Raw genomic sequence first — 19,527 nt, forward strand, 5'->3', positions numbered from 1 at the left:
TGGGGCGTATGGGAAAGACCGCTCTCATCGTCATCGACATGATCAACACCTATGATTATGACGACGCCGACCTGCTGCTTCCCTCGGCGCGCGAGGCCGTACCGGCGATCGTCCGGCTGCTGAAGCGCGCCAGGGAGAGCGGCGTTCCGGTCGTCTACGTCAACGACAACTTCGGCGAATGGCGCTCGCACCACGGCGAGATCCTCGCTACCGCGCTGGCCGGGCCGCACGCCGAGCTGGTGCGGCCGCTGGAGCCCGACGACGACTCGCTCTTCGTGGTCAAGGCCCGCCACTCGATCTTCTTTCGAGACACCGCTCGGCTACCTGCTGAACTCGCTGGGCATCGACCATGTGGTGCTGTGCGGCCAGGTCACCGAGCAGTGCGTGCTGTACTCGGCGCTCGACGCGCACATCAGGCACCTGCGGGTGACCGTGCCCCGGGACGCCGTGGCGCACATCCACCGGCCGCTGGCCGAAGCGGCGCTGGAGATGATGCGCCGCAACATGCACGCCGAGACGGTTTCCGGCGACGAGATCGAGTGGTGAGTGAGGGGCCAGTTGGTGAGTGCGTGACCACTGGTGAGGGAGGGGCCCGCCGCTACCTGTCGTCGCGGGCCAGGCGGTGCGGCCACCACACCTTCGGACCGGCGTCCAGGAACAGTGCCGGTACCAGTACGGACCGTACGACGAGCGTGTCGAGCAGTACGCCCAGCGCGACCGCGAAGCCGATCTCCGCGAAGGCCACCAGCGGCAGGGTGCCCAGGGCGGCGAACGTGCCCGCCAGGACGAGGCCGGCCGACGTGATGACCGCGCCGGTGGTCGCCAGCCCGGTCACCACACCCGCCCTGGTGCCCTGGCGGTGGGCCTCCTCGCGGATGCGGGTGGACAGGAAGATGTTGTAGTCGATGCCGAGCGCCACCAGGAACACGAAGACGAACAGCGGGAAGTCCGTCGTCTCGCCCGCGTAGTCGAAGATGTGGCGGAAGGCGAACGCGCTCAGGCCCAGGGCCGCCGCGAACGACAGCACGACCGTCGCGATCAGGAGCAGTGGCGCGACGAGCGAGCGCAGCAGCAGGACGAGCACCAGCAGCACCACGGCCAGGATGAGCGGGATGATCAGCACGTTGTCGTGCGCGGTGGCCCGGTCCATGTCGACCAGGGCGGCGGTGCCGCCGCCCACCTGGGCATCGGCGTCCGGAACGGCGTGCACCGCGTCCCGTACGCGCTCCACCGTGTCCTTCGCGGCCGCGCTGTCGCCGCGCTCCGTCATCGTCGCCTCGATCAGCACCCGGCCGTCGTGCTCGGGCTTCGTGCCCGGAGGTACGGCGATCGACTCCGGCACCACCCCGTTCGTCCGGGCCACCGTCTCGCCGACCTGCCTGGCCTCCTCGGCGTTGGTGATGATCACCAGCGGAGTGCCGCTGCCCGCCGGGAAGTACCTGGCCTGGACCTCCTGTCCGGTGATCGAATCGGGCTTGCCCGTGAACGCGTCGGCGTTGTTGACACCCTCGGCCCGCAGTTGCGTCAGCCCCAGGGAGAAGACGGCGAGCACCAGGACCGTGACGGCCCAGACGGCCCTCGGACGCCGGGCGATGCCCGCGCCCGTACGCGCCCAGACACCGTGCTCGGTGGGCTCGGGCGAGCCGAGGTGCGGGATCACGGGCCAGAAGATCCAGCGGCCGAAGATCACCAGGAGCGCGGGGAACAGCGTCAGCATGGCCAGCAGGGCGACGGCGACACCGATCGCGGCGACCGGGCCGAGTCCGCTGGTGGAGTTCATCTCCGCGACCATCAGCACGAGCATGCCGAGCACGACGGTCGCGCCACTGGCCAGTACCGCCGGTCCGGCCCGGTGCAGGGCCAGCGCCATGGCTTCGTGCCGGTCCTCGTGGCGGCGCAGCTCCTCGCGGTACCGGGCGATCAGCAGCAGGGCGTAGTCCGTCCCCGCGCCGAAGACGAGGACCGTGAGGATGCCGGCGCTCTGGCCGTTGACCGTCAGGTCGGCGTGTTCCGCCAACAGGTAGATGAGCGCCTGCGCGGCGGACAGCGCGCCGATCACCGCGACCACCGGTACGAGCAGCAGCGTCGGACTGCGGTAGGTGATCAGCAGCATCACGACGACCACACCGAGCGCCGCGAGCAGCAGCGTCGAGTCGATGCCCTCGAAAGCCTCGGAGAAGTCGGCGTTCGTGCCGCCCGGCCCCGTGACGTGCACCGCGAGCCCGGCTTCGCCGGTGCCCGTCTCCGCGCGAATGGAATCGACGGCGGGCGCCAGCCGGTCCCAGCCCTTCTCGTCCATCGTGATCGGTACGTAGACCTGGGCGGCCCGCGGATCGACCGGCCGGTCCAGGACGGGGCCCTGCGTCTCGGCGCCGCGCACCCCGTGCTCCCGCAGCTCCTTGAACGCGGCGACGTCCTCGGCGATGCGTGCCCGGTCGGCGCCCGTGAGGCCGCTCTCGCGCGCGTACACCACGACCGCCGGGATGACCTCGGGCCGGAACTCCTCCGCCTCCTGGAGGACTTGGGTCGACTCGGCCTTTCCGGGGAGCCAGGAGGAGGCTTCGTTGTCCTGGGCGTCGGTGAGTTTCGACGCGAGCGGGAAGGCCAGCATGATCACCACCAGCCACAGCACCACCACGACCCATTTGCTGCGCCGCCCGCAGACCAGGTGCGCGATACCTTTCCGCGGCGGCGGAAGCTCGTGAGAGTGCGGCATGGCGCCCCCAAAGACCCTTGGTCGTGGGCCGAATCGCCAGGATTGCGAGGACTGTGCTGATCCCGGGCGCCTCTGGTCCGTACCGAGGAGCCCACCGAGGAGAGGAAGCGCCCCGGAACGTGGCAGGCTTGGCCCATGGCTGTTCAGATCAATCCCAGTATCCTCTCCGCAGACTTCTCCCGCCTGGCGGAGGAGGCGAAGGCCGTCGAGGGCGCCGACTGGCTCCATGTCGACGTGATGGACAACCACTTCGTCCCCAACCTCACGCTGGGCGTCCCGATCGTGGAGTCCCTCAGTCGCGCGACGGACATCCCGCTGGACTGCCACCTGATGATCGAGGACGCCGATCGCTGGGCCCCGCAGTACGTCGAGGCGGGCGCCAGATCGGTCACCTTCCACGCCGAGGCGTGCGCCGCCCCCGTCCGCACGGCCCGCGAGATCCGTGCCAAGGGCGCCCGCGCGTCCATGGCGCTCAAGCCGGCCACGCCCATCGAGCCGTACGAGGACCTGCTCCCCGAGCTCGACATGCTGCTGATCATGACCGTGGAACCGGGCTTCGGCGGCCAGGCGTTCCTCGACATCATGCTGCCGAAGATCCGCCGTACCCGTGAGCTGATCTCCAAGCACGGCCTGGAGCTGTGGCTCCAGGTGGACGGCGGCGTATCGGCGTCGACGATCGAGCGGTGCGCGGAGGCCGGCGCGGACGTCTTCGTCGCCGGTTCCGCCGTGTACGGGACGGACGACCCGGCCGCCGCCGTGCGCATGCTGCGCAACCAGGCGACCGAGACCACGGCCACGGCCGGCTGGGCATGCGGCCACTGAGCCAAGGCTCGGTGAACGCCGCCCTTCGGGGCTGATCAAGGTCTCGCTGATCTGACAGGATGAACAGCGAGCCCAGAGTGTGAACAGCAGTGAGGAGATCGCGGTGTCTGCAATGTCGGCGGGCCGGTCAGCCCTGCGGATGGGACCCGCAGAGCTGGTCCAGGCGGCGGCCATGGCCCGCCGCTTCTACCTGGAGGGCAAGTCCAAGATCCAGATCGCCGAGGAGTTCGGCGTCAGCCGCTTCAAGGTGGCCCGGGTCCTGGAGACCGCCCTGGAGCGCGATCTCGTACGGATCGAGATCAGGGTGCCCGCCGAGCTGGACGCGGAGCGCTCCGACGCGCTGCGCGCCCGCTACGGCCTGCGGCACGCGGTCGTCGTCGAGTCCCCGGCCGACGCCACCGAGGACGCCCTCCCCGGATCTCCCGGCTTCGCCGGCAGCGCGCCCACCGACCCGGAGAACCTCGGCGAGGTCGCGGCCGACCTGCTCGGCGAGCTGGTGAACGAGGGCGACGTACTGGGCCTGGCCTGGGGCCGCTCCACCATCCACATGGCGGCGGCGCTGCACCAGCTGCCGCCGTGCACGGTCGTCCAGCTGACCGGCGTGTACGACGCGGGCACGGCGGAGCGCGGCTCGGTGGAGGCGGTGCGCCGCGCGGCGCAGGTCTCCGGCGGCGAGGCGCACCCGATCTACGCCCCGATGCTGCTGCCCGACCCGGCGACCGCGGCGGCGCTGCGCAGCCAGACGGGTATCGCGCGGGCCTTCGAGTACTTCGACAAGGTAACCGTCGCCGCCGTGTCCATCGGCTCGTGGGAGACGGGCATCTCCACCGTCCACGACATGCTCTCCGACGAGGAACGCGCGCACTACGCCTCGCTAGGCGTCGCGGCCGAGATGTCCGCGCACCTCTTCGACGCGCAGGGCCGCCGGGTCGGGCGCGACCTGGGGGAGCGGTGCATCACCGTCGAGGCGGACCGGCTGCGGCGGATCCCCGAGGTGGTGGCCATCGCGGGCGGTCTGCGCAAGGCGGCCGCCATCGACGCCGTACTCAGATCCGGTCTGGTGACCAGTCTGGTCACCGACACCGCGGCGGCCGACTACCTGCTGAGCGAGACGGGTACGGCGCCACGGCCCGCGCTGGACCGGGCGGACCCCGACGACTGAGCGTCGCTTTCCGTTCGGAGGAGCCCTTCCTTCGGTCCGGGGAGCGTACGTTCGGAGGATCCGACGAGTGCACCCGCCGCGGCCTGGATGTTCGGCCCGGAGGGTCTGCGGGCACGCTCATGGGACACTGAAGTACGTGCGTTTTTCCCCGGCTGAAATGCCCGGGGGCCAACTCCGAACGACTGGGATGTTCAGCACGTGCGTTTCCTCAACGATCTGAAGCCGCCGTACGACCTCACGTACGACGACGTATTCATGGTGCCGAGCCGGTCGGCCGTCGGCTCCCGCCAGGGCGTGGACCTCGCGTCGCCCGACGGCACCGGCACCACCATCCCCCTGGTCGTGGCGAACATGACCGCGATCGCCGGCCGCCGGATGGCCGAGACCGTGGCGCGTCGCGGCGGGCTCGTCGTCATTCCGCAGGACATCCCGATCGACGTCGTCACCGAGGTCGTCTCCTGGGTGAAGTCGCGCCACCTGGTGCTCGACACCCCGATCGTCCTGGCCCCCTCGCAGACCGTCGCCGACGCGCTGTCGCTGCTGCCCAAGCGGGCCCACGGAGCGGGTGTCGTCGTGGACGCCGAGCGCCGTCCCGTCGGTGTCGTCACGGACCACGACCTGACCGGCGTCGACCGCTTCACGCAGCTGTCCGAGGTCATGTCCCGGGACCTGGTCCTGCTGGACGCCGGCATCGACCCGCGCGAGGCCTTCAACCGGCTCGACCACGCCAACCGCAAGTACGCGCCCGCCGTCGACAAGGACGGCCGCCTGGCCGGTGTCCTGACCCGCAAGGGCGCCCTGCGCGCGACGCTCTACACGCCCGCCACCGACGGCGCCGGCAAGCTGCGCATCGCGGCCGCCGTCGGGATCAACGGCGACGTCGCGGGCAAGGCCAAGCAGCTGCTCGACGCCGGTGTGGACACGCTCGTCGTGGACACCGCGCACGGGCACCAGGAGTCGATGATCGCCGCGGTCAAGGCCGTGCGCGCGCTCGACCCGCAGGTCCCGATCGTCGCGGGCAACATCGTCGCCGCCGAGGGTGTGCGCGACCTCGTCGAGGCCGGCGCGGACATCATCAAGGTCGGTGTCGGCCCCGGCGCCATGTGCACCACCCGCATGATGACCGGCGTGGGCCGGCCGCAGTTTTCCGCCGTCATGGAGTGCGCCGCCGAGGCGAAGAAGTTCGGCAAGCACGTCTGGGCCGACGGCGGCATCCGTCACCCGCGCGACGTCGCGATGGCGCTCGCCGCCGGCGCGTCCAACGTCATGGTCGGCTCCTGGTTCGCCGGTACGTTCGAGTCGCCCGGCGACCTCCAGCACTCGGCCGACGGCCGGGCGTACAAGGAGTCGTTCGGCATGGCCTCCGCCCGCGCCGTGCGCAACCGCACGAGCGAGGAGTCGGCGTACGACCGCGCCCGCAAGGCGCTGTTCGAGGAGGGCATCTCCACCTCGCGCATGTTCCTCGACCCGACCCGTCCGGGCGTCGAGGACCTGATCGACTCGATCATCGCGGGTGTCCGCTCCTCGTGCACGTACGCCGGTGCCGCCTCGCTGGAGGAGTTCGCCGAGAAGGCGATCGTCGGTGTCCAGAGCGCCGCCGGTTACGCCGAGGGCAAGCCGCTGCACGCCAGCTGGAGCTGACCCTTCCCGCTGCGCCGACGGCACCCGCTGCCGCCGTGCCGGCACACCCGCGCCCGTACCCACTGCCGGCCGGTTCCCGCTTCCGCGGGGACCGGCCGGTGCGCTGGGCGCTCTAGCGGGCCTCGGCCGGGCACGGCCAGATCGCCCGTACTCGCTTGCCCTCCGGAAGCGGGCGCACCTCGACCCGCCCCGCGAGCCTCTGCACCATGTGCCAGCCGAACCCGCCGCCGCCCCCGAAGTCCGGTTCACGCGCCACCGGCGGCTCGTAGCTGGCGTCGTCGATCTCCACCACCAGCTCCTTGGCATCCGCCCGGAGGGTCAGCCGCCACCAGCCGGAGGTGTGCCGCACGGCGTTGGTCACCAGCTCGCTGACCACGAGCAGCACCGAGTCCAGGTCGGCCCACGGGCAGTGGTCGGCCACGTAGTCGGCGGCGGCGTCGCGCGCCGTCGCCGTGTCTTGCAGGGGTGAGTCCAGGACAACCATGGGCGGCTCCTCAGTCCATCACGCCTCACATACCCGCCGACAGCCGTCCTATGACCCTCTGGACCCGCTCGTACTCATGCCGTGGGCGAACAAAACGGAGCCTCTAGATCCCCGGCCGGACCTCCCGGGGCGGAACAAGACCCGAGGTCCGCAGGGCCCCGGCGACCGCCTCCGCCATCGAGGCGTGGCCGGCGTCGTTCGGATGCAGCCCGTCCGCCAGGTGCGCCGGGCCGAGGATGTCCCTGCCGGGCAGCAGCGCCAGCCGGTCGTCCCCGGCGTCGCAACAGGCGAGGACGGCCTCCTCCAGGGCCGCGCGGAGGTCCGCGAGGGTCGCGCCCAGGGCGTTGGGGGTCCGCTCCGCCTCGGGGCGCAGGACGGGGGAGAGGACGAGCAGCGGGGTCTCCGGATGCCCCTGGCGTACGAGAGAGACGAAGGCGCGCACCGTCTCGCGCATCAGCGGCGCCGAGAACGGGGTGCGCGACCAGCAGTTGGTGCCGAAGGCGAGTGTCAGCACGGCGGCGGGAAGGCCCGCGATCTGCTGCGCGACGGCCAGTTCGCCGCGGCCCGCCCCGGCGTGGCCGAGGTTCACGGCGTCCAGGCCCAGCGCCCGGCCGGCCGCCGCGGGCCAGGCGTGGGCGGGGCGGGTGGACCACCAGCCCTCGGTGATCGAGTCGCCGTGCACCAGCCAGCGGGGCTGCGCCGGGGCGGGGGCGACGGTCCCGCCGACCGGACGCAGGCCGAGGATCTCGGGGCACAGGCTTTCCGGCGGATGGACGGTGAACCGCCCCGGCCGGTCCGGCAGCCCGATCCGTACGACCGTTTCTTCCTCCGGGGCCTCGGTCACCTCCGTCACGAGGGCGCCCTCGTGCCACAGTGCGAAGGTGTGCGCGAGGTCGCGCAGGGCGTCGGCGGCGCCGGGCAGGGCGGCGCGGTAGCGGATGTCGAGCGCGGTGGCGCCGCGCGCCGTGAACTCCAGCCGTACGCCGACGGGGACGGCGGCGCGCTCGGCGGTGTCCCACGGCAGCCGGTCCAGATCGCCGGGGTCGGCGCGCACGGCGCGACCGCCGTCGCGCCAGGCGACGCCGCGGAGGAAGGGGGCGGGGTCCAGCCAGCCCGACGGATTGGTCATGACATCACTGCTTGCCCGGTCCGTCGTCGTCATGCCTGATCCCGCCTCCGGGGTGGGGTGCCGGTACGGCGCGCACAGCGGCACGCCGTAACGGACAAAACGGATATCGAAATGTGAGGCGCAACAAAGAGTCATGTGTCGTGGTTGTGCGCAATGATCGGCCGTCGGTACGCAAGGTTGCTGCATTACGCACGGGAACGCGCACCTCGTAGGCTTCGCGCTGTACGTGGAGTGGCGGGGACCGCCTGCTCGGCGGTTCCCGAGCTCCGGGCTGATTCTGTCGCCCCGAGCGGACCGCTGCGGTCGCCGCCGTCCCGATAGGCAGCGATAAGGAGCCACCCCAGTGTTGGACGCAGCGCCACCCGTCACCCCCAAACCGGAATCCGAGCGTCCGCATCTCGGCAACCGGCTGATGCGGCGCAAGCCCGTCGAGCAGCTTGTCGCGGAAGGCGGCCAGGGTGAAGGCGGCGCGCTCAAGCGCTCGCTCACCATGTGGCAGCTGACCATGATCAGCATCGGTGCGACGCTCGGTACCGGCATCTTCGTCGTACTCGGCGAGGCCACCCCCCTGGCCGGGCCCGCCGTGGCGATCTCGTTCGTCATCGCCGGACTCACCGCACTCTTCTCAGCGCTCTCCTACGCGGAGCTCGCGGGTTCCATACCGGTGTCCGGATCCTCGTACTCCTACTCCTACGCGACCATGGGCGAAGTCATCGCCTGGATCTGCGGCTGGTGTCTGGTGCTCGAGTACGGCGTCTCCGTCGCGGCCGTCGCCGTCGGCTGGGGCGAGTACCTGAACGAGCTGCTCGACGGCACGATCGGCGTCACCATCCCCGAGGCGGTCTCTGCCCCGCTCGGCGAAGGCGGCTTCATCAACCTGCCGGCGCTCGTCGTCATCCTGCTCGCCATGGTCTTCCTGATGGGTGGAGCCAAGGAGAGCGCCCGGGTCAACACGATCATGGTCGTTATCAAGATCGCCACGCTGGTGCTCTTCTGCGCGATCGGCTTCATGGGCATCAAGGCGGGCAACTACGCCCCCCTCGCCCCGCTCGGCGTGACCGGGATCAGCGCTGCCGCGGCGACGCTGTTCTTCTCGTACATCGGCTTCGACGCCGCCTCCACCGCCGGAGAGGAAGCCAAGAACCCGAAGAAGGACCTGCCGCGCGCGATCATGCTGTCGCTGCTGATCGTCACCGTGCTGTACTGCCTCGTCGCACTGGTCGCCGTCGGCGCCATGCCGTGGCAGGACTTCGAGGGCACCGAGGCGGCCCTCGCGCAGATCATGAAGGACGTCACCGGTCACAGCTTCTGGGGCGTCGTCCTGGCCGCCGGCGCGGTCGTGGCCATCGCCAGCGTCGTCTTCGCCGTCCTGTACGGCCAGACCCGCATCCTCTTCGCGATGTCCCGCGACGGCCTGGTCCCCAAGGTGTTCGCCAGGGTCAACGAGCGCACCGGCACGCCGAAGGCCAACGTCGTGATCGTGTCGCTGTTCTGCGGCGTCCTCGCGGCCTTCATCCCGCTGGGCGAGCTGGCCAACGCCACCAGCATCGGCACGCTCTTCGCCTTCGCCCTGGTGAACGTCGCCGTCGTCATCCTGCGGTACAAGCGCCCCGAGATGCCGCGCACGTTCCGGGTGGCACTGTTCCCGGTGACGCCGATCTTCGGCTTCGCCTTCTGCGCGTACATGATGTTCAGCCTGCCCGGCAAGACCTGGGTCTACTTCGGTGGCTGGATGGTGGCCGGGCTCGTGATCTACTTCTTCTACGGCTTGCGCCGCTCCAGTCTGGCCACCGCAGAGAAGTGATCCACCCGTAGTGCGACTGAACGATCTCGACGAACGCATCGTCCACGCCCTTGCCGAGGATGCCCGCCGCAGTTACGCGGACATCGGCTCCGAGGTCGGCCTGTCCGCGCCCGCTGTGAAGCGGCGCGTGGACAGGCTGCGGGCGGAAGGTGCCATCACCGGCTTCACCGTCCGCGTCGACCCCGCCGCTCTCGGCTGGGAGACGGAGGGCTTCATCGAGATGTACTGCCGCCACAACACGTCCCCCGAGGACATCCGTCGTGGCCTGTCGCGCTACCCGGAGGTGGTGTCCGCGTCGACCGTCACCGGTGACGCGGACGCCGTCGTCCAGATCTTCGCCTCCGACATGCGCCACTTCGAGCGCGTGCTGGAGCGGATCGCGGGAGAGCCGTTCGTCGAGCGCACCAAGTCGGTGCTCGTGCTCTCCCCGCTCCTGAGGCGTTTCTCGTCGGGCTCGCCCGCCTAGCCCTCCGCCGGGCCCGCAGGTCCGGCTGCCACGGCAGCACCTCGCAGTCGCCCGAGCCGCCCTCGTCTCCTCGAATGGCGCCGAGCTCACGCGTTTCGGCAGGCTCTGCTTCTGCGGGTCCATGGTGTCCTCAGCCGCCAGGTGCGCGTGGAAGGTGAACGCGGCAGTGCGGCGCCGAGCGCGGCGATCTTCGTGCGGCGGGCGCAGGGACCGCACAACCTCAGACCCACCGGCGTACGCGCAACGAATCGCCGCCCACCGCACTGATTGCGCAACGGATCGACGGTCGGTCCGCAACGCTCGCGCCTTGTCCCGGTGCGAGCGCGGAACGTACCGTCATTACGTCTCCCCGCACACCTTCCCCTTCTGCCGAGGTCAGCCATGCCGCCGTTGCGCACCGCACTGCTCCAGAGCTCCGGCCGTCCCGGCTCCGTCGACGCGAACCTCAAGGTGCTCGACGAGGCCGCGGGCCGTGCCGCGGCGGCGGGCGCCGGTCTGCTGGTGTGCCCGGAGATGTTCCTGACCGGCTATGCCATCGGTGCGGACGTGCACCGGCTGGCCGAGCCCGCCGACGGGGAGGCCGCCGACGCCGTCGCCGACATCGCCGTACGGCACGGACTGGCCATCCACTACGGGTACCCGGAGCGCGACGGGGACGCCGTCTACAACTCCGCGCAGCTCATCGGCCCCGACGGCGCGCGCCTCGCGAACTACCGCAAGACGCACCTCTTCGGCTGTTTCGAGCAGGAGTGGTTCACGCCCGGCGACGACACGGTCGTCCAGGCGGAGCTCGGCGGCCTGACCGTCGGCCTCATGATCTGCTACGACGTCGAGTTCCCGGAGAACGTCCGCGCCCACGCGCTCGCGGGCACCGACCTGCTGCTGGTGCCGACCGCACAGATGCACCCGTTCCAGTTCGTCGCCGAGTCCGTGATCCCGGTGCGGGCCTTCGAGAACCAGATGTACGTCGCCTACGTGAACCGGACCGGCCCCGAGGGCGAGTTCGAGTTCGTCGGGCTGAGCTGCCTGGCCGGTCCCGACGGGGCCTCCCGGGCCCGCGCCGGGCGCGGCGAGGAGCTGGTGTTCGGCGACGCCGACCCCGAGTTCCTGCGGGCGTCGCGCGAGAACAACCCGTACCTGCGCGACCGCCGCCCCGGTCTGTACACGTCGCTGGCCTGACGCCGCCCCCGCCTCGCCTCTTTCTTTTCGTTTTCGCAAGGAGCCCGACCCCATGACGTCCACGGTGCCCACAGCCGTCCAGCACACCGACGCGCAGCCGCCGATCACCATGTTCGGTCCGGACTTCCCCTACGCGTACGACGACTTCCTCGCGCACCCGGCGGGCCTCGGCCAGATACCGGCGACCGAGCACGGCACCGAGGTCGCGGTCATCGGCGGCGGCCTGTCCGGCATCATCGCGGCGTACGAGCTGATGAAGATGGGCCTCAAGCCCGTCGTGTACGAGGCCGACCAGATCGGCGGCCGGCTGCGCACCGTCGGCTTCGAGGGCTGCGACGAGTCGCTGACCGCCGAGATGGGCGCCATGCGCTTCCCGCCGTCCTCCACGGCGCTCCAGCACTACATCGACCTGGTGGGCCTGGAGACGAAGGCGTTCCCCAACCCGCTGGCCCCCGAGACCCCGTCGACCGTCGTCGACCTCAAGGGCGAGTCGCACTACGCCGTCACCGTCGACGACCTGCCGCAGGTCTACCGCGACGTCATGAACGCGTGGAACGCCTGCCTCGAAGAGGGCGCCGACTTCTCCGACATGAACCAGGCCATGCGGGAGCGCGACGTACCGCGCATCCGTGAGATCTGGGCCAAGCTCGTCGAGAAGCTCGACAACCAGACCTTCTACGGCTTCCTCTGCGAGTCCGAGTCGTTCAAGTCCTTCCGGCACCGCGAGATCTTCGGCCAGGTCGGCTTCGGCACCGGCGGCTGGGACACCGACTTCCCGAACTCCATCCTGGAGATCCTGCGCGTCGTCTACACCGAGGCGGACGACCACCACCGCGGCATCGTCGGCGGCAGCCAGCAGCTCCCCGTCCGGCTGTGGGAGCGCGAGCCGGCCAAGCTCGTGCACTGGCCGCTCGGCACCTCGCTGAAGTCCCTCCACGAGGGCGAGCCGAAGCCCGCCGTCACGCGCCTGCACCGTACGGCCGGCAACCGGATCACCGTCACCGACGCCTCCGGCGACATCCGCACGTACCAGGCGGCGATCTTCACCGCGCAGTCCTGGATGCTGCTCTCCAAGATCACGTGCGACGACTCGCTGTTCCCCATCGACCACTGGACGGCGATGGAGCGCACCCACTACATGGAGAGCTCCAAGCTCTTCGTCCCGGTCGACCGGCCGTTCTGGCTGGACAAGGACGAGGAGACCGGCCGTGACGTCATGTCGATGACGCTCACCGACCGCATGACGCGCGGCACGTACCTGCTGGACGACGGCCCGGACAAGCCCGCCACCATCTGCCTCTCGTACACCTGGTGCGACGACAGCCTCAAGTGGCTGCCGCTGTCCGCGAACGAGCGGATGGAGGTCATGCTGAAGTCGCTGGGCGAGATCTACCCCAAGGTCGACATCCGCCGTCACATCATCGGCAACCCGGTGACCGTGTCGTGGGAGAACGAGCCGTACTTCATGGGCGCGTTCAAGGCGAACCTGCCCGGCCACTACCGCTACCAGCGGCGCCTGTTCACCCACTTCATGCAGGACAGCCTCCCCGAGGACAAGCGCGGCATCTTCCTCGCCGGTGACGACATCTCGTGGACGGCCGGCTGGGCCGAGGGCGCCGTGCAGACCGCGCTCAACGCCGTGTGGGGCGTCATGCACCACTTCGGCGGTACGACCGACCCGACGAACCCGGGCCCCGGCGACCTCTACGACGAGATCGCCCCGGTCGAGCTGCCGGAGGACTGACCCGGAACACCTCCGGGCACGTCCTGGCCACCCAGAAACGTGCCGCTCGGGCCGGCCGCGATCCGGCCGGCCCGAGCGGCCATCAACAGCCCTGTGCTACTCCTCGGCGCAGGGCTTCGCCGCTTCCGGGGCGACGCACGGCAGGTGGCCGTGGGTGCGGATGATGTCCTGGCCGCTGCCGCGCGTCAGATAGACGAGGAAGCTGGAGACCAGGGAGTCGGCGGGCGGGCTGCCGTACGTGTAGGCGTACTCGATCTCGTGGTACGGGTAGCCGCCGGCCCCGATGGAGTCGATGCTCGGCTCCCGGCCGTCCAGGCGCAGGCGGTGGAGGCCCTTGGGGCCGGTGCCCGAACGCAGTTCGCTGTAGCCGACGGCGCCGGGCACCGCGGCGACCTTCGCCAGCACCTGCTCGGTCGAGTCGAGCTCGCAGCGGATGACGCCGGGCCGTGCGTCGTCGCGGGCCGTGCAGTCCTGTGAGGAGTTGGCGGGCTCGCCCGTTCCCAGCACCCGTCGCTGGAACACCTGCCGGGTCCCGGAGTTGGCGTCCCGGCTGACCAGGCGGACCGGCAGATCCGGCCCGTCGAGCTCCTTCCAGTTGCGGACGGCTCCGGAGTACAGCCTCCGTACCTGCGCGGTCGTCAGCCCCTTGAGGGTCACCCGGTCGTTGGCCACGAGGGCGAACGCGGACACCGCGACCCGGCTCTCGCGCAGCCGGGGGTACCCGTTGGGCTTGGGACCGTCGGACAGGGCGATCACCGGAGGGGAACCGTCCTCGGCGGCGGCGCCCGCCTCGTCGAGCGTACGGATCCCTGCCGTACTGCCGTGGGTGTCGACGGTGACCTTCGAACCGGGGCACTCCTGCTCGTACTTCTCGGCCAGTTCCCGGGCGACCGGGGTGAAGGCGGTGGAGCCGGTGACGGTCAGCTCGCCGGTGGCGCACCCCATAGGCGGCGGGTCAGGGTCCTCGCCCACGACGGTGAGGGTGGCCAGCGCGATGACGCAGACGGCGAGCGCGAGGGTGAGCGCGCGGGCCGGTCTGCTGAAGAGCGGCGGCTTGTCGTCCGGGGTGGTGCTCTTGTTGGGCGCCACGTCGCCGTCCTGGATGCCGCCGGTCACCCGGACCGGACTGCCGACACCGCCTCCGCCGAGCAGCACGAGCAGCTTGTAGTGCTGGCCCCGGTTGAGCGGCACCTTAGGCAGGTGGACCCGGTTCAGGTGGTGCCGCATCCCGCCGGCCGGGGTGAAGTGCGCCATCAGATGGGCGTGTTCGGGGTTGGGCTGGGTGACCGCGACACCGCGTACCGCGCGGTCGGTGAAGTGGACGGTGAGGCCGTGGGTGTCGGGCCCGGTGTAGTCGGTGGCCGATATGCCCTGCGCGCCGTCGTTCTCGATCCGCAGGAGGACCAGGGTGGCATTGGACATGTCGGGTGAGTCGTCGAACAGGCCGAGCCGCACGGTGTCGTGACCGTTGCTCGCGTCGCCGCCGATGGGGGTGTCCATCTGCACGCGATAGCCGATCCGCTTGCGGCGGGGGACCCGGCGCTCGTACCAGAAGGGGCCGATCGCGGCCGCCACACCCACCAGGGCGGACAGCAGCGCCACCACGTTCTCGGGGTTCAACCACTTCACGCGTGTGTCCTCGCCCAGCCGGCCGGCGCACGCCTGTTCGCGCGCTTGTGCGGGTCAGGGTAGGGCGGGGCGCGGGGAGGAAGCGCGGCCTCGAGCGGTCCGATGGACGCTGTTCACCGGGGATTCACCGGGCGGCGCGCCGGGAGCCCCGCGTCAGTCGCAGCGCGGCAGCGGGGTCAGCAGCATCCGGCACACGAGCCCCACCCCCGAGTCCAGCCGCTCCGTGAAGTCCTCCGCCAGGTCCGGCAGTTCGCGCAGCCGCCACAGCAGCCGGGCGGCGGACCAGGCGGCGTCGCGGGCACGTTCCAGGCTCCACGAGCCGAGCAGATGGGTCAGCGGATCGGCGATCTCCAGCAGGTCGGGCCCCGGCATCAGCTCCTCCCGGATCCGCTCCTCCAGCGCCACGAGCGTGTCGCCCACCCGGTCGAAATCACCCTCCAGGTCCGCCGGGCGGCAGCCGAGAGCGTGGCAGGTGTCGACCACGGCCAGCACCAGGTCGTGCCCGATGTGCGCGTTGATCCCGGCGAGCGCGAACTGGAGCGGGCGTACGCCCGGATGACGCCGGTACTGGAGCAACGGCCGCCAGCAGGCGGGCCCACGCCGTCCGGCCGGCGGGGCGGCGACGGCGGTCAGGTAGCGCTCGGCGAAGAGCACGTCGAGGGTGGCGGCGGTGCGGGCGTCCGGGAACAGGCCCACGTCGATTCGCCGGTCGATCTCCTCGGTGACGGCCAGATAGACCCTGTTGAACACCGCGAGACCGTCCGAGGGCTGCCATTCGCGGCGGAGGGAACGCATCCGCGCCACCACCGTGTCGACTGAGGTGCGGGAGCGGTCCGTCTGAGCTGGGAAGTGCTCGATCTGCGCCATACGGGCAGCGTCGCAGCCCTAGGCTTTTGACCGGGTGCCGTAGGCCCGGGCTTCCCCAGAACGGGGGAACGAACCGTGTCGCGCGGCGCCGGGGAATCGGCCGTCCGGGGGAGAGGCAGAGTGTCGGGCTTACGTGCGCAGCGCCGGATCGAGCGCGCCGAGCGACGGCGCGCCAGACGCCGCAACGCGATGGCCGCCGCGGCTTCGGTGGTCGTGGCCGTCGGTGCGGTGACGGGTGTGGTGTCCGCGGTGACGGCCGACGTCGATCACCGGAACACCGCGCGGCCCGAGACGGGCGAAACGCCGGTCCAAGGGCCGCTGCCCGCGCGGCCCACCGCCTCGCGGACGCCTTCGGCGCAGACCTCGGCGCCGCGCCCGGCATCACCCTCGCCCTCGCCCCCGCCCGCGTCCCCGTCGTCCCGCGCGCGGGAATCGCGGGATTCGCCCGCGTCACCTTCGGCGGCGAGGCCCACGCGGCAGTCCTCCGGGCCGTCGCGGGCCGCGCCTGTCGGCGACGGCCTCTACCGGCACCCCGAGTCCCAGGTCCTCGACTGGGTCAGGGCGAACCGTGACGATCCGAGGCACCCGCTCATCAAGTCCAGGATCGCGGACCGGCCGGCCGCCGTCTGGTTCGCGGCGTACGACCCGGGGGCCGTCACCGCGCGGGTCAGGTCCGTGACGTCGGCCGCCGAGAGGGCGGGAAGGGTCCCGGTCCTCGTGCCGTACGCGATCCCCGGCCGGGACTGCGGGGGCGCGTCCCAGGGCGGAGCGCCGGACCTCGGGTCGTACGACCGCTGGATCGGGGCGTTCGCGGCCGGCCTCGGCGGCGGTGAGGTCATCGTCGTGCTGGAGCCCGACTCGATCGCCCTCTCCGACTGCCTTTCCGCGGGGGAGCGGCGGGCGCGTTTCGCCTCGCTGGCGCGCGCGGGCCGCACCCTGCACGCGGCGAACCCCCGGGCGAAGGTCTATTTCGACGCGGGCCACTCCGGCTGGCACTCCGCCGAGAAGCAGGCCGCCGCACTGCGCGCGGCGGGCGCCCGGTCGCACAGCGACGGCGTCTTCACCAACGTCTCCAACTTCCACCACACCGCCGACGAGGCCGCCTACGCGCGGCGTGTGCTCGCCGCGCTCGGCGGCCCGCCGGGTCTCGGCGCGGTCATCGACACCAGCCGCAACGGCAACGGGCCGCCGGCCGGGGGCCAGTGGTGCGACCCGGCGGGCCGGGCCCTCGGCCGGGCGCCGACGACCAGGACCGGCGAGGCGAAGGTCGACGCGTATCTGTGGGTCAAGCTGCCGGGGGAGTCCGACGGCTGCAAGGGGGCGGCGGGTACGTTCACACCGGACTACGCCTACCAACTGGCTCGGGGCACCTGAGACGGCTCGGCCCACCGGAAAAAAACACTAGCCATGTACATAGTAGCTATGTACGGTATCTCTCATGAGTGCGGCTTCCGAGGGCCCTACGCCCGGCTTCCTGGTCTGGCGACTGTCGATGAAATGGCGCGTGGCCGTGGACCGGGCCCTCGCGCCGCTGGGCCTGACGCACGCGCAGTACTCGCTGCTGGCGTCACTGCTCGGCCTGGAGCGCGCCGGGCAGCGACCGAGTCAGCGGCAGCTCGCCGACCACACCGGCCTGGAGGCGCTGTACGTCTCGAAGCTGGCCCGTGCGCTGGAGACCGCCGGCCTCGTCGAGCGCACCCGGGACGCCGCCGACACCCGCGCGGTGCGGCTCGCGCTCACCGACCGGGGCCGTGAGGCCGCCGGCCGCGCGGTCACCGTCGTACAGCAGCTCGTCGACCGGCTCCTAGCGCCGCTCGGCGGCCTGGAGGGATGGCGTACGGAGGTACTGGTCCGCGAGTTGACGGCCCTGATCGACGCACCACTGGACGCGCCGTCCGACGTACCACTCACACCACCGACCGAGGAGTAGCCATGTCCGCAACCCCGAACGTCAACGGCCAGGTCATCGGCCAGGCCCACTACGCCACGCGCGCCGTGCTGGAGCGGCAGCTGGCCCGTACCGGCACCACCTTCCACGAGTCCGTGGCGCTCAATGTGCTCGCGGACAGCGGCGCGGGCGTCGACCGCGGCCACCTCGTCGGCCGGATGACGGCGACCCTGAAGATCGACGACGCGACGGCACTGGCGACCGTGGCCCGGCTCACCGGGTCGGCGCTCGCCGAGGCGGTGCCCGGGGACGAGTGCCGCATCCGGCTCACGGACGCGGGCCAGGAGCTGAACCGTTCGATCCGTACGGCGGTCGGGGAGATCACGGCACGGCTGTACGAGGGTTTCGAGCCGGAAGAGATGGCGGTCGCGGGCCGCCTGCTGACCGTCCTGACGGCCCGCGCCAACGCGGAACTGGAACTCGCCGGCGCCTAGTCCTTGACGGTGTCGTACGTCGAGGTGCCCGCGTCCAGCAGGGGCTCCTGCTCCTTGAGATGGGCGGGGGCCAGGGCGCGGAGCGCGTGGTAGCCGGTGATGACGACGATGGTGCCCAGCGCGATGCCGCTCAGCTCGAAGTTGTCGGTGATCTTCAGGCTCACGCCGCCGACTCCGATGATGATGCCCGCGGCGGCCGGCACGAGATTGAGCGGATTGCGCAGGTCCACGCGGGCGTTGAGCCAGATCTGGGCGCCGAGCAGGCCGATCATGCCGTACAGGATGACGGTGATGCCGCCGAGCACACCGCCGGGGATGGCCGCGACGACCGCGCCGAACTTGGGGCAGAGTCCGAAGAGCAGGGCGAAACCGGCGGCGGCCCAGTAGGCGGCGGTGGAGTAGACGCGGGTGGCCGCCATGACGCCGATGTTCTCGGAGTACGTGGTGTTCGGCGGCCCGCCCACGGCGGTGGACAGCATGGACGCGGCGCCGTCGGCGGCGATGGCGGTGCCCAGCCTGTCGTCCAGGGAGTCGCCGGTCATCTCGCCCACGGCCTTGACGTGCCCGGCGTTCTCTGCGATCAGTGCGATGACGACGGGCAGCGCGACGAGGATCGCGGACCACTCGAAGCTCGGCGCGTGGAAGGAGGGCAGGCCGATCCAGTCGGCCCGGCCGACCGCCGACAGGTCGAGCCGCCAGTGGTCGACGGCCTCCGGGCCCCCCACGGGGGAGTGGATCCTGCCGAAGATCCGGTCGAAGAGCCAGGAGATCGCGTAGCCGAAGATCAGGCCGAGGAAGATCGCGACGCGGGAGAAGAAACCGCGCAGGCAGACCACGGCCAGCCCGGTGAAGAGCATGACCAGCAGGGCTGTCCACTGGTCCTGCGGCCAGTACGTCGACGCCGTGACGGGGGCCAGATTGAACCCGATCAGCATGACGACGGCGCCCGTGACGACCGGCGGCATCGCGGCGTGGATGATCCGGGCGCCGAATTTCTGTACGGCGAGTCCCGCGAGGAAGAGCGTGGCGCCGACGACGAGGACCGCGCCGGTGACAGTGGCGCTGTCGCCTCCGGAGGCGCGAATGGTAGCGGCCACGCCGACGAAGGAGAGCGAGCAGCCGAGGTAGCTCGGAACGCGGCCGCGCGTCGCGAGCAGGAAGATGACCGTCGCGACGCCGGACATCATGATGGCCAGGTTGGGGTCGAGCCCCATCAGGACCGGGGCGACGAACGACGCACCGAACATGGCCACCACGTGCTGGGCGCCGAGCCCGGCGGTACGGGGCCAGGAGAGGCGCTCGTCGGGGCGTACGACGGCGCCGGGGGCGGGGGTCCGCCCGTCGCCGTGCAGGGTCCAGCGCACCCCGAGGTTCATTGCGGCTCCCGTACAAACAAATTCGGTCAGAAATGATCCCAGCAATGCTAAGGCCGAAAATGGCTGGTCCCGGCCGAGAGGAGGGAGCCGGGATGGGGGAGCAGGATCTCTGCTCCGGCCCCGGCC

16 protein-coding genes and 1 pseudogene are annotated in these 19,527 nt (G+C 71.1%); 11 read left to right on the forward strand and 6 right to left on the reverse strand.

Annotation, left to right across the window (positions count from 1 at the left end):
• The first annotated feature begins 8 nt into the window (after positions 1-8).
• A pseudogene (locus tag AS594_RS28660) lies at positions 9-546 on the forward strand (cysteine hydrolase family protein).
• 52 nt (positions 547-598) lie between these two features.
• Here AS594_RS28660 and AS594_RS28665 read toward each other — a convergent pair.
• Positions 599-2,716 (reverse strand): MMPL family transporter, encoded by a 2,118-nt coding sequence (locus AS594_RS28665; protein ID WP_069929723.1) that lies wholly within the window; start codon positions 2,714-2,716, stop codon positions 599-601.
• A 135-nt stretch (positions 2,717-2,851) separates the two neighbouring features.
• Here AS594_RS28665 and rpe point away from each other — a divergent pair, with 135 nt between their 5' ends.
• The 3 genes from rpe (at position 2,852) to AS594_RS28680 (ending at position 6,341) form a co-directional block, all read left to right on the forward strand.
• Positions 2,852-3,538 carry a ribulose-phosphate 3-epimerase gene (gene rpe / locus AS594_RS28670; protein ID WP_069929724.1) on the forward strand — a complete coding sequence of 229 codons (687 nt, stop codon included), beginning with the start codon at positions 2,852-2,854 and terminating at the stop codon, positions 3,536-3,538.
• A gap of 79 nt (positions 3,539-3,617) precedes the next feature.
• Positions 3,618-4,700, forward strand: coding sequence for a sugar-binding transcriptional regulator (locus tag AS594_RS28675; protein ID WP_079144361.1), 1,083 nt, complete (start codon positions 3,618-3,620; stop codon positions 4,698-4,700).
• Between the two features lie 198 nt (positions 4,701-4,898).
• On the forward strand, positions 4,899-6,341 hold the full coding sequence (locus tag AS594_RS28680; RefSeq protein ID WP_069929726.1) for a GuaB1 family IMP dehydrogenase-related protein: 1,443 nt from the start codon (positions 4,899-4,901) through the stop codon (positions 6,339-6,341).
• A gap of 112 nt (positions 6,342-6,453) precedes the next feature.
• Here AS594_RS28680 and AS594_RS28685 read toward each other — a convergent pair whose 3' ends face one another.
• Both AS594_RS28685 and AS594_RS28690 read right to left on the reverse strand, forming a co-directional pair.
• Positions 6,454-6,825: an ATP-binding protein gene (locus tag AS594_RS28685; protein ID WP_069929727.1), complete on the reverse strand. Its 372-nt coding sequence runs from the start codon at positions 6,823-6,825 to the stop codon at positions 6,454-6,456.
• 103 nt (positions 6,826-6,928) lie between these two features.
• The gene (locus AS594_RS28690) at positions 6,929-7,987 is read right to left on the reverse strand and encodes a GDSL-type esterase/lipase family protein (RefSeq protein ID WP_240509099.1); all 1,059 of its coding nucleotides are present in this window, start codon (positions 7,985-7,987) and stop codon (positions 6,929-6,931) included.
• A 379-nt stretch (positions 7,988-8,366) separates the two neighbouring features.
• Here AS594_RS28690 and AS594_RS28695 point away from each other — a divergent pair, with 379 nt between their 5' ends.
• The 4 genes from AS594_RS28695 to AS594_RS28710 all read left to right on the forward strand — a co-directional run bounded on the left by AS594_RS28695 (position 8,367) and on the right by AS594_RS28710 (position 13,147).
• A complete protein-coding gene (locus AS594_RS28695; protein WP_420877903.1) occupies positions 8,367-9,758 on the forward strand; it encodes an amino acid permease in 1,392 nt (463 codons plus the stop codon).
• Between the two features lie 10 nt (positions 9,759-9,768).
• Positions 9,769-10,224, forward strand: coding sequence for an Lrp/AsnC family transcriptional regulator (locus tag AS594_RS28700; protein WP_069929730.1), 456 nt, complete (start codon positions 9,769-9,771; stop codon positions 10,222-10,224).
• A gap of 381 nt (positions 10,225-10,605) precedes the next feature.
• On the forward strand, positions 10,606-11,403 hold the full coding sequence (locus AS594_RS28705) for a carbon-nitrogen hydrolase family protein (RefSeq protein WP_069929731.1): 798 nt from the start codon (positions 10,606-10,608) through the stop codon (positions 11,401-11,403).
• A 52-nt stretch (positions 11,404-11,455) separates the two neighbouring features.
• A complete protein-coding gene (locus AS594_RS28710; protein ID WP_069929732.1) occupies positions 11,456-13,147 on the forward strand; it encodes a flavin monoamine oxidase family protein in 1,692 nt (563 codons plus the stop codon).
• 96 nt (positions 13,148-13,243) lie between these two features.
• Here AS594_RS28710 and AS594_RS28715 read toward each other — a convergent pair whose 3' ends face one another.
• A complete protein-coding gene (locus tag AS594_RS28715) occupies positions 13,244-14,776 on the reverse strand; it encodes a PstS family phosphate ABC transporter substrate-binding protein (protein ID WP_069929733.1) in 1,533 nt (510 codons plus the stop codon).
• A 153-nt stretch (positions 14,777-14,929) separates the two neighbouring features.
• Complete coding sequence (locus AS594_RS28720) at positions 14,930-15,643, reverse strand: DUF5995 family protein (protein WP_069929734.1); 714 nt, start codon at positions 15,641-15,643, stop codon at positions 14,930-14,932.
• A 120-nt stretch (positions 15,644-15,763) separates the two neighbouring features.
• Here AS594_RS28720 and AS594_RS28725 point away from each other — a divergent pair, with 120 nt between their 5' ends.
• The 3 genes from AS594_RS28725 (at position 15,764) to AS594_RS28735 (ending at position 18,025) form a co-directional block, all read left to right on the forward strand.
• A complete protein-coding gene (locus tag AS594_RS28725; protein WP_420877854.1) occupies positions 15,764-17,017 on the forward strand; it encodes a glycoside hydrolase family 6 protein in 1,254 nt (417 codons plus the stop codon).
• A 64-nt stretch (positions 17,018-17,081) separates the two neighbouring features.
• Positions 17,082-17,573 (forward strand): MarR family winged helix-turn-helix transcriptional regulator, encoded by a 492-nt coding sequence (locus tag AS594_RS28730; protein ID WP_069929736.1) that lies wholly within the window; start codon positions 17,082-17,084, stop codon positions 17,571-17,573.
• A gap of 2 nt (positions 17,574-17,575) precedes the next feature.
• Positions 17,576-18,025 carry a helix-turn-helix domain-containing protein gene (locus AS594_RS28735; RefSeq protein WP_069929737.1) on the forward strand — a complete coding sequence of 150 codons (450 nt, stop codon included), beginning with the start codon at positions 17,576-17,578 and terminating at the stop codon, positions 18,023-18,025.
• Here the strand turns inward: AS594_RS28735 and AS594_RS28740 are convergent.
• Positions 18,022-19,401: a uracil-xanthine permease family protein gene (locus tag AS594_RS28740; protein ID WP_069929738.1), complete on the reverse strand. Its 1,380-nt coding sequence runs from the start codon at positions 19,399-19,401 to the stop codon at positions 18,022-18,024. The two genes, AS594_RS28735 and AS594_RS28740, sit on opposite strands and share 4 nt — an antisense overlap.
• Between the last annotated feature and the right edge of the window lie 126 nt (positions 19,402-19,527).

The sequence above is a fragment of the Streptomyces agglomeratus genome, assembly GCF_001746415.1.
Lineage (GTDB): Bacteria > Actinomycetota > Actinomycetes > Streptomycetales > Streptomycetaceae > Streptomyces > Streptomyces agglomeratus.

Coding starts and splice junctions, on each gene's coding strand:
- AS594_RS28735 (WP_069929737.1), top strand. CDS start 17,576: ATGTCCGCAACCCCGAACGTCAACGGCCAGGTCATCGGCCAGGCCCAC.
- AS594_RS28720 (WP_069929734.1), bottom strand. CDS start 15,643: ATGGCGCAGATCGAGCACTTCCCAGCTCAGACGGACCGCTCCCGCACC.
- AS594_RS28705 (WP_069929731.1), top strand. CDS start 10,606: ATGCCGCCGTTGCGCACCGCACTGCTCCAGAGCTCCGGCCGTCCCGGC.
- AS594_RS28710 (WP_069929732.1), top strand. CDS start 11,456: ATGACGTCCACGGTGCCCACAGCCGTCCAGCACACCGACGCGCAGCCG.
- AS594_RS28695 (WP_420877903.1), top strand. CDS start 8,367: ATGCGGCGCAAGCCCGTCGAGCAGCTTGTCGCGGAAGGCGGCCAGGGT.
- AS594_RS28665 (WP_069929723.1), bottom strand. CDS start 2,716: ATGCCGCACTCTCACGAGCTTCCGCCGCCGCGGAAAGGTATCGCGCAC.
- AS594_RS28685 (WP_069929727.1), bottom strand. CDS start 6,825: ATGGTTGTCCTGGACTCACCCCTGCAAGACACGGCGACGGCGCGCGAC.
- AS594_RS28730 (WP_069929736.1), top strand. CDS start 17,082: ATGAGTGCGGCTTCCGAGGGCCCTACGCCCGGCTTCCTGGTCTGGCGA.
- AS594_RS28740 (WP_069929738.1), bottom strand. CDS start 19,401: ATGAACCTCGGGGTGCGCTGGACCCTGCACGGCGACGGGCGGACCCCC.
- rpe (WP_069929724.1), top strand. CDS start 2,852: ATGGCTGTTCAGATCAATCCCAGTATCCTCTCCGCAGACTTCTCCCGC.
- AS594_RS28690 (WP_240509099.1), bottom strand. CDS start 7,987: ATGACGACGACGGACCGGGCAAGCAGTGATGTCATGACCAATCCGTCG.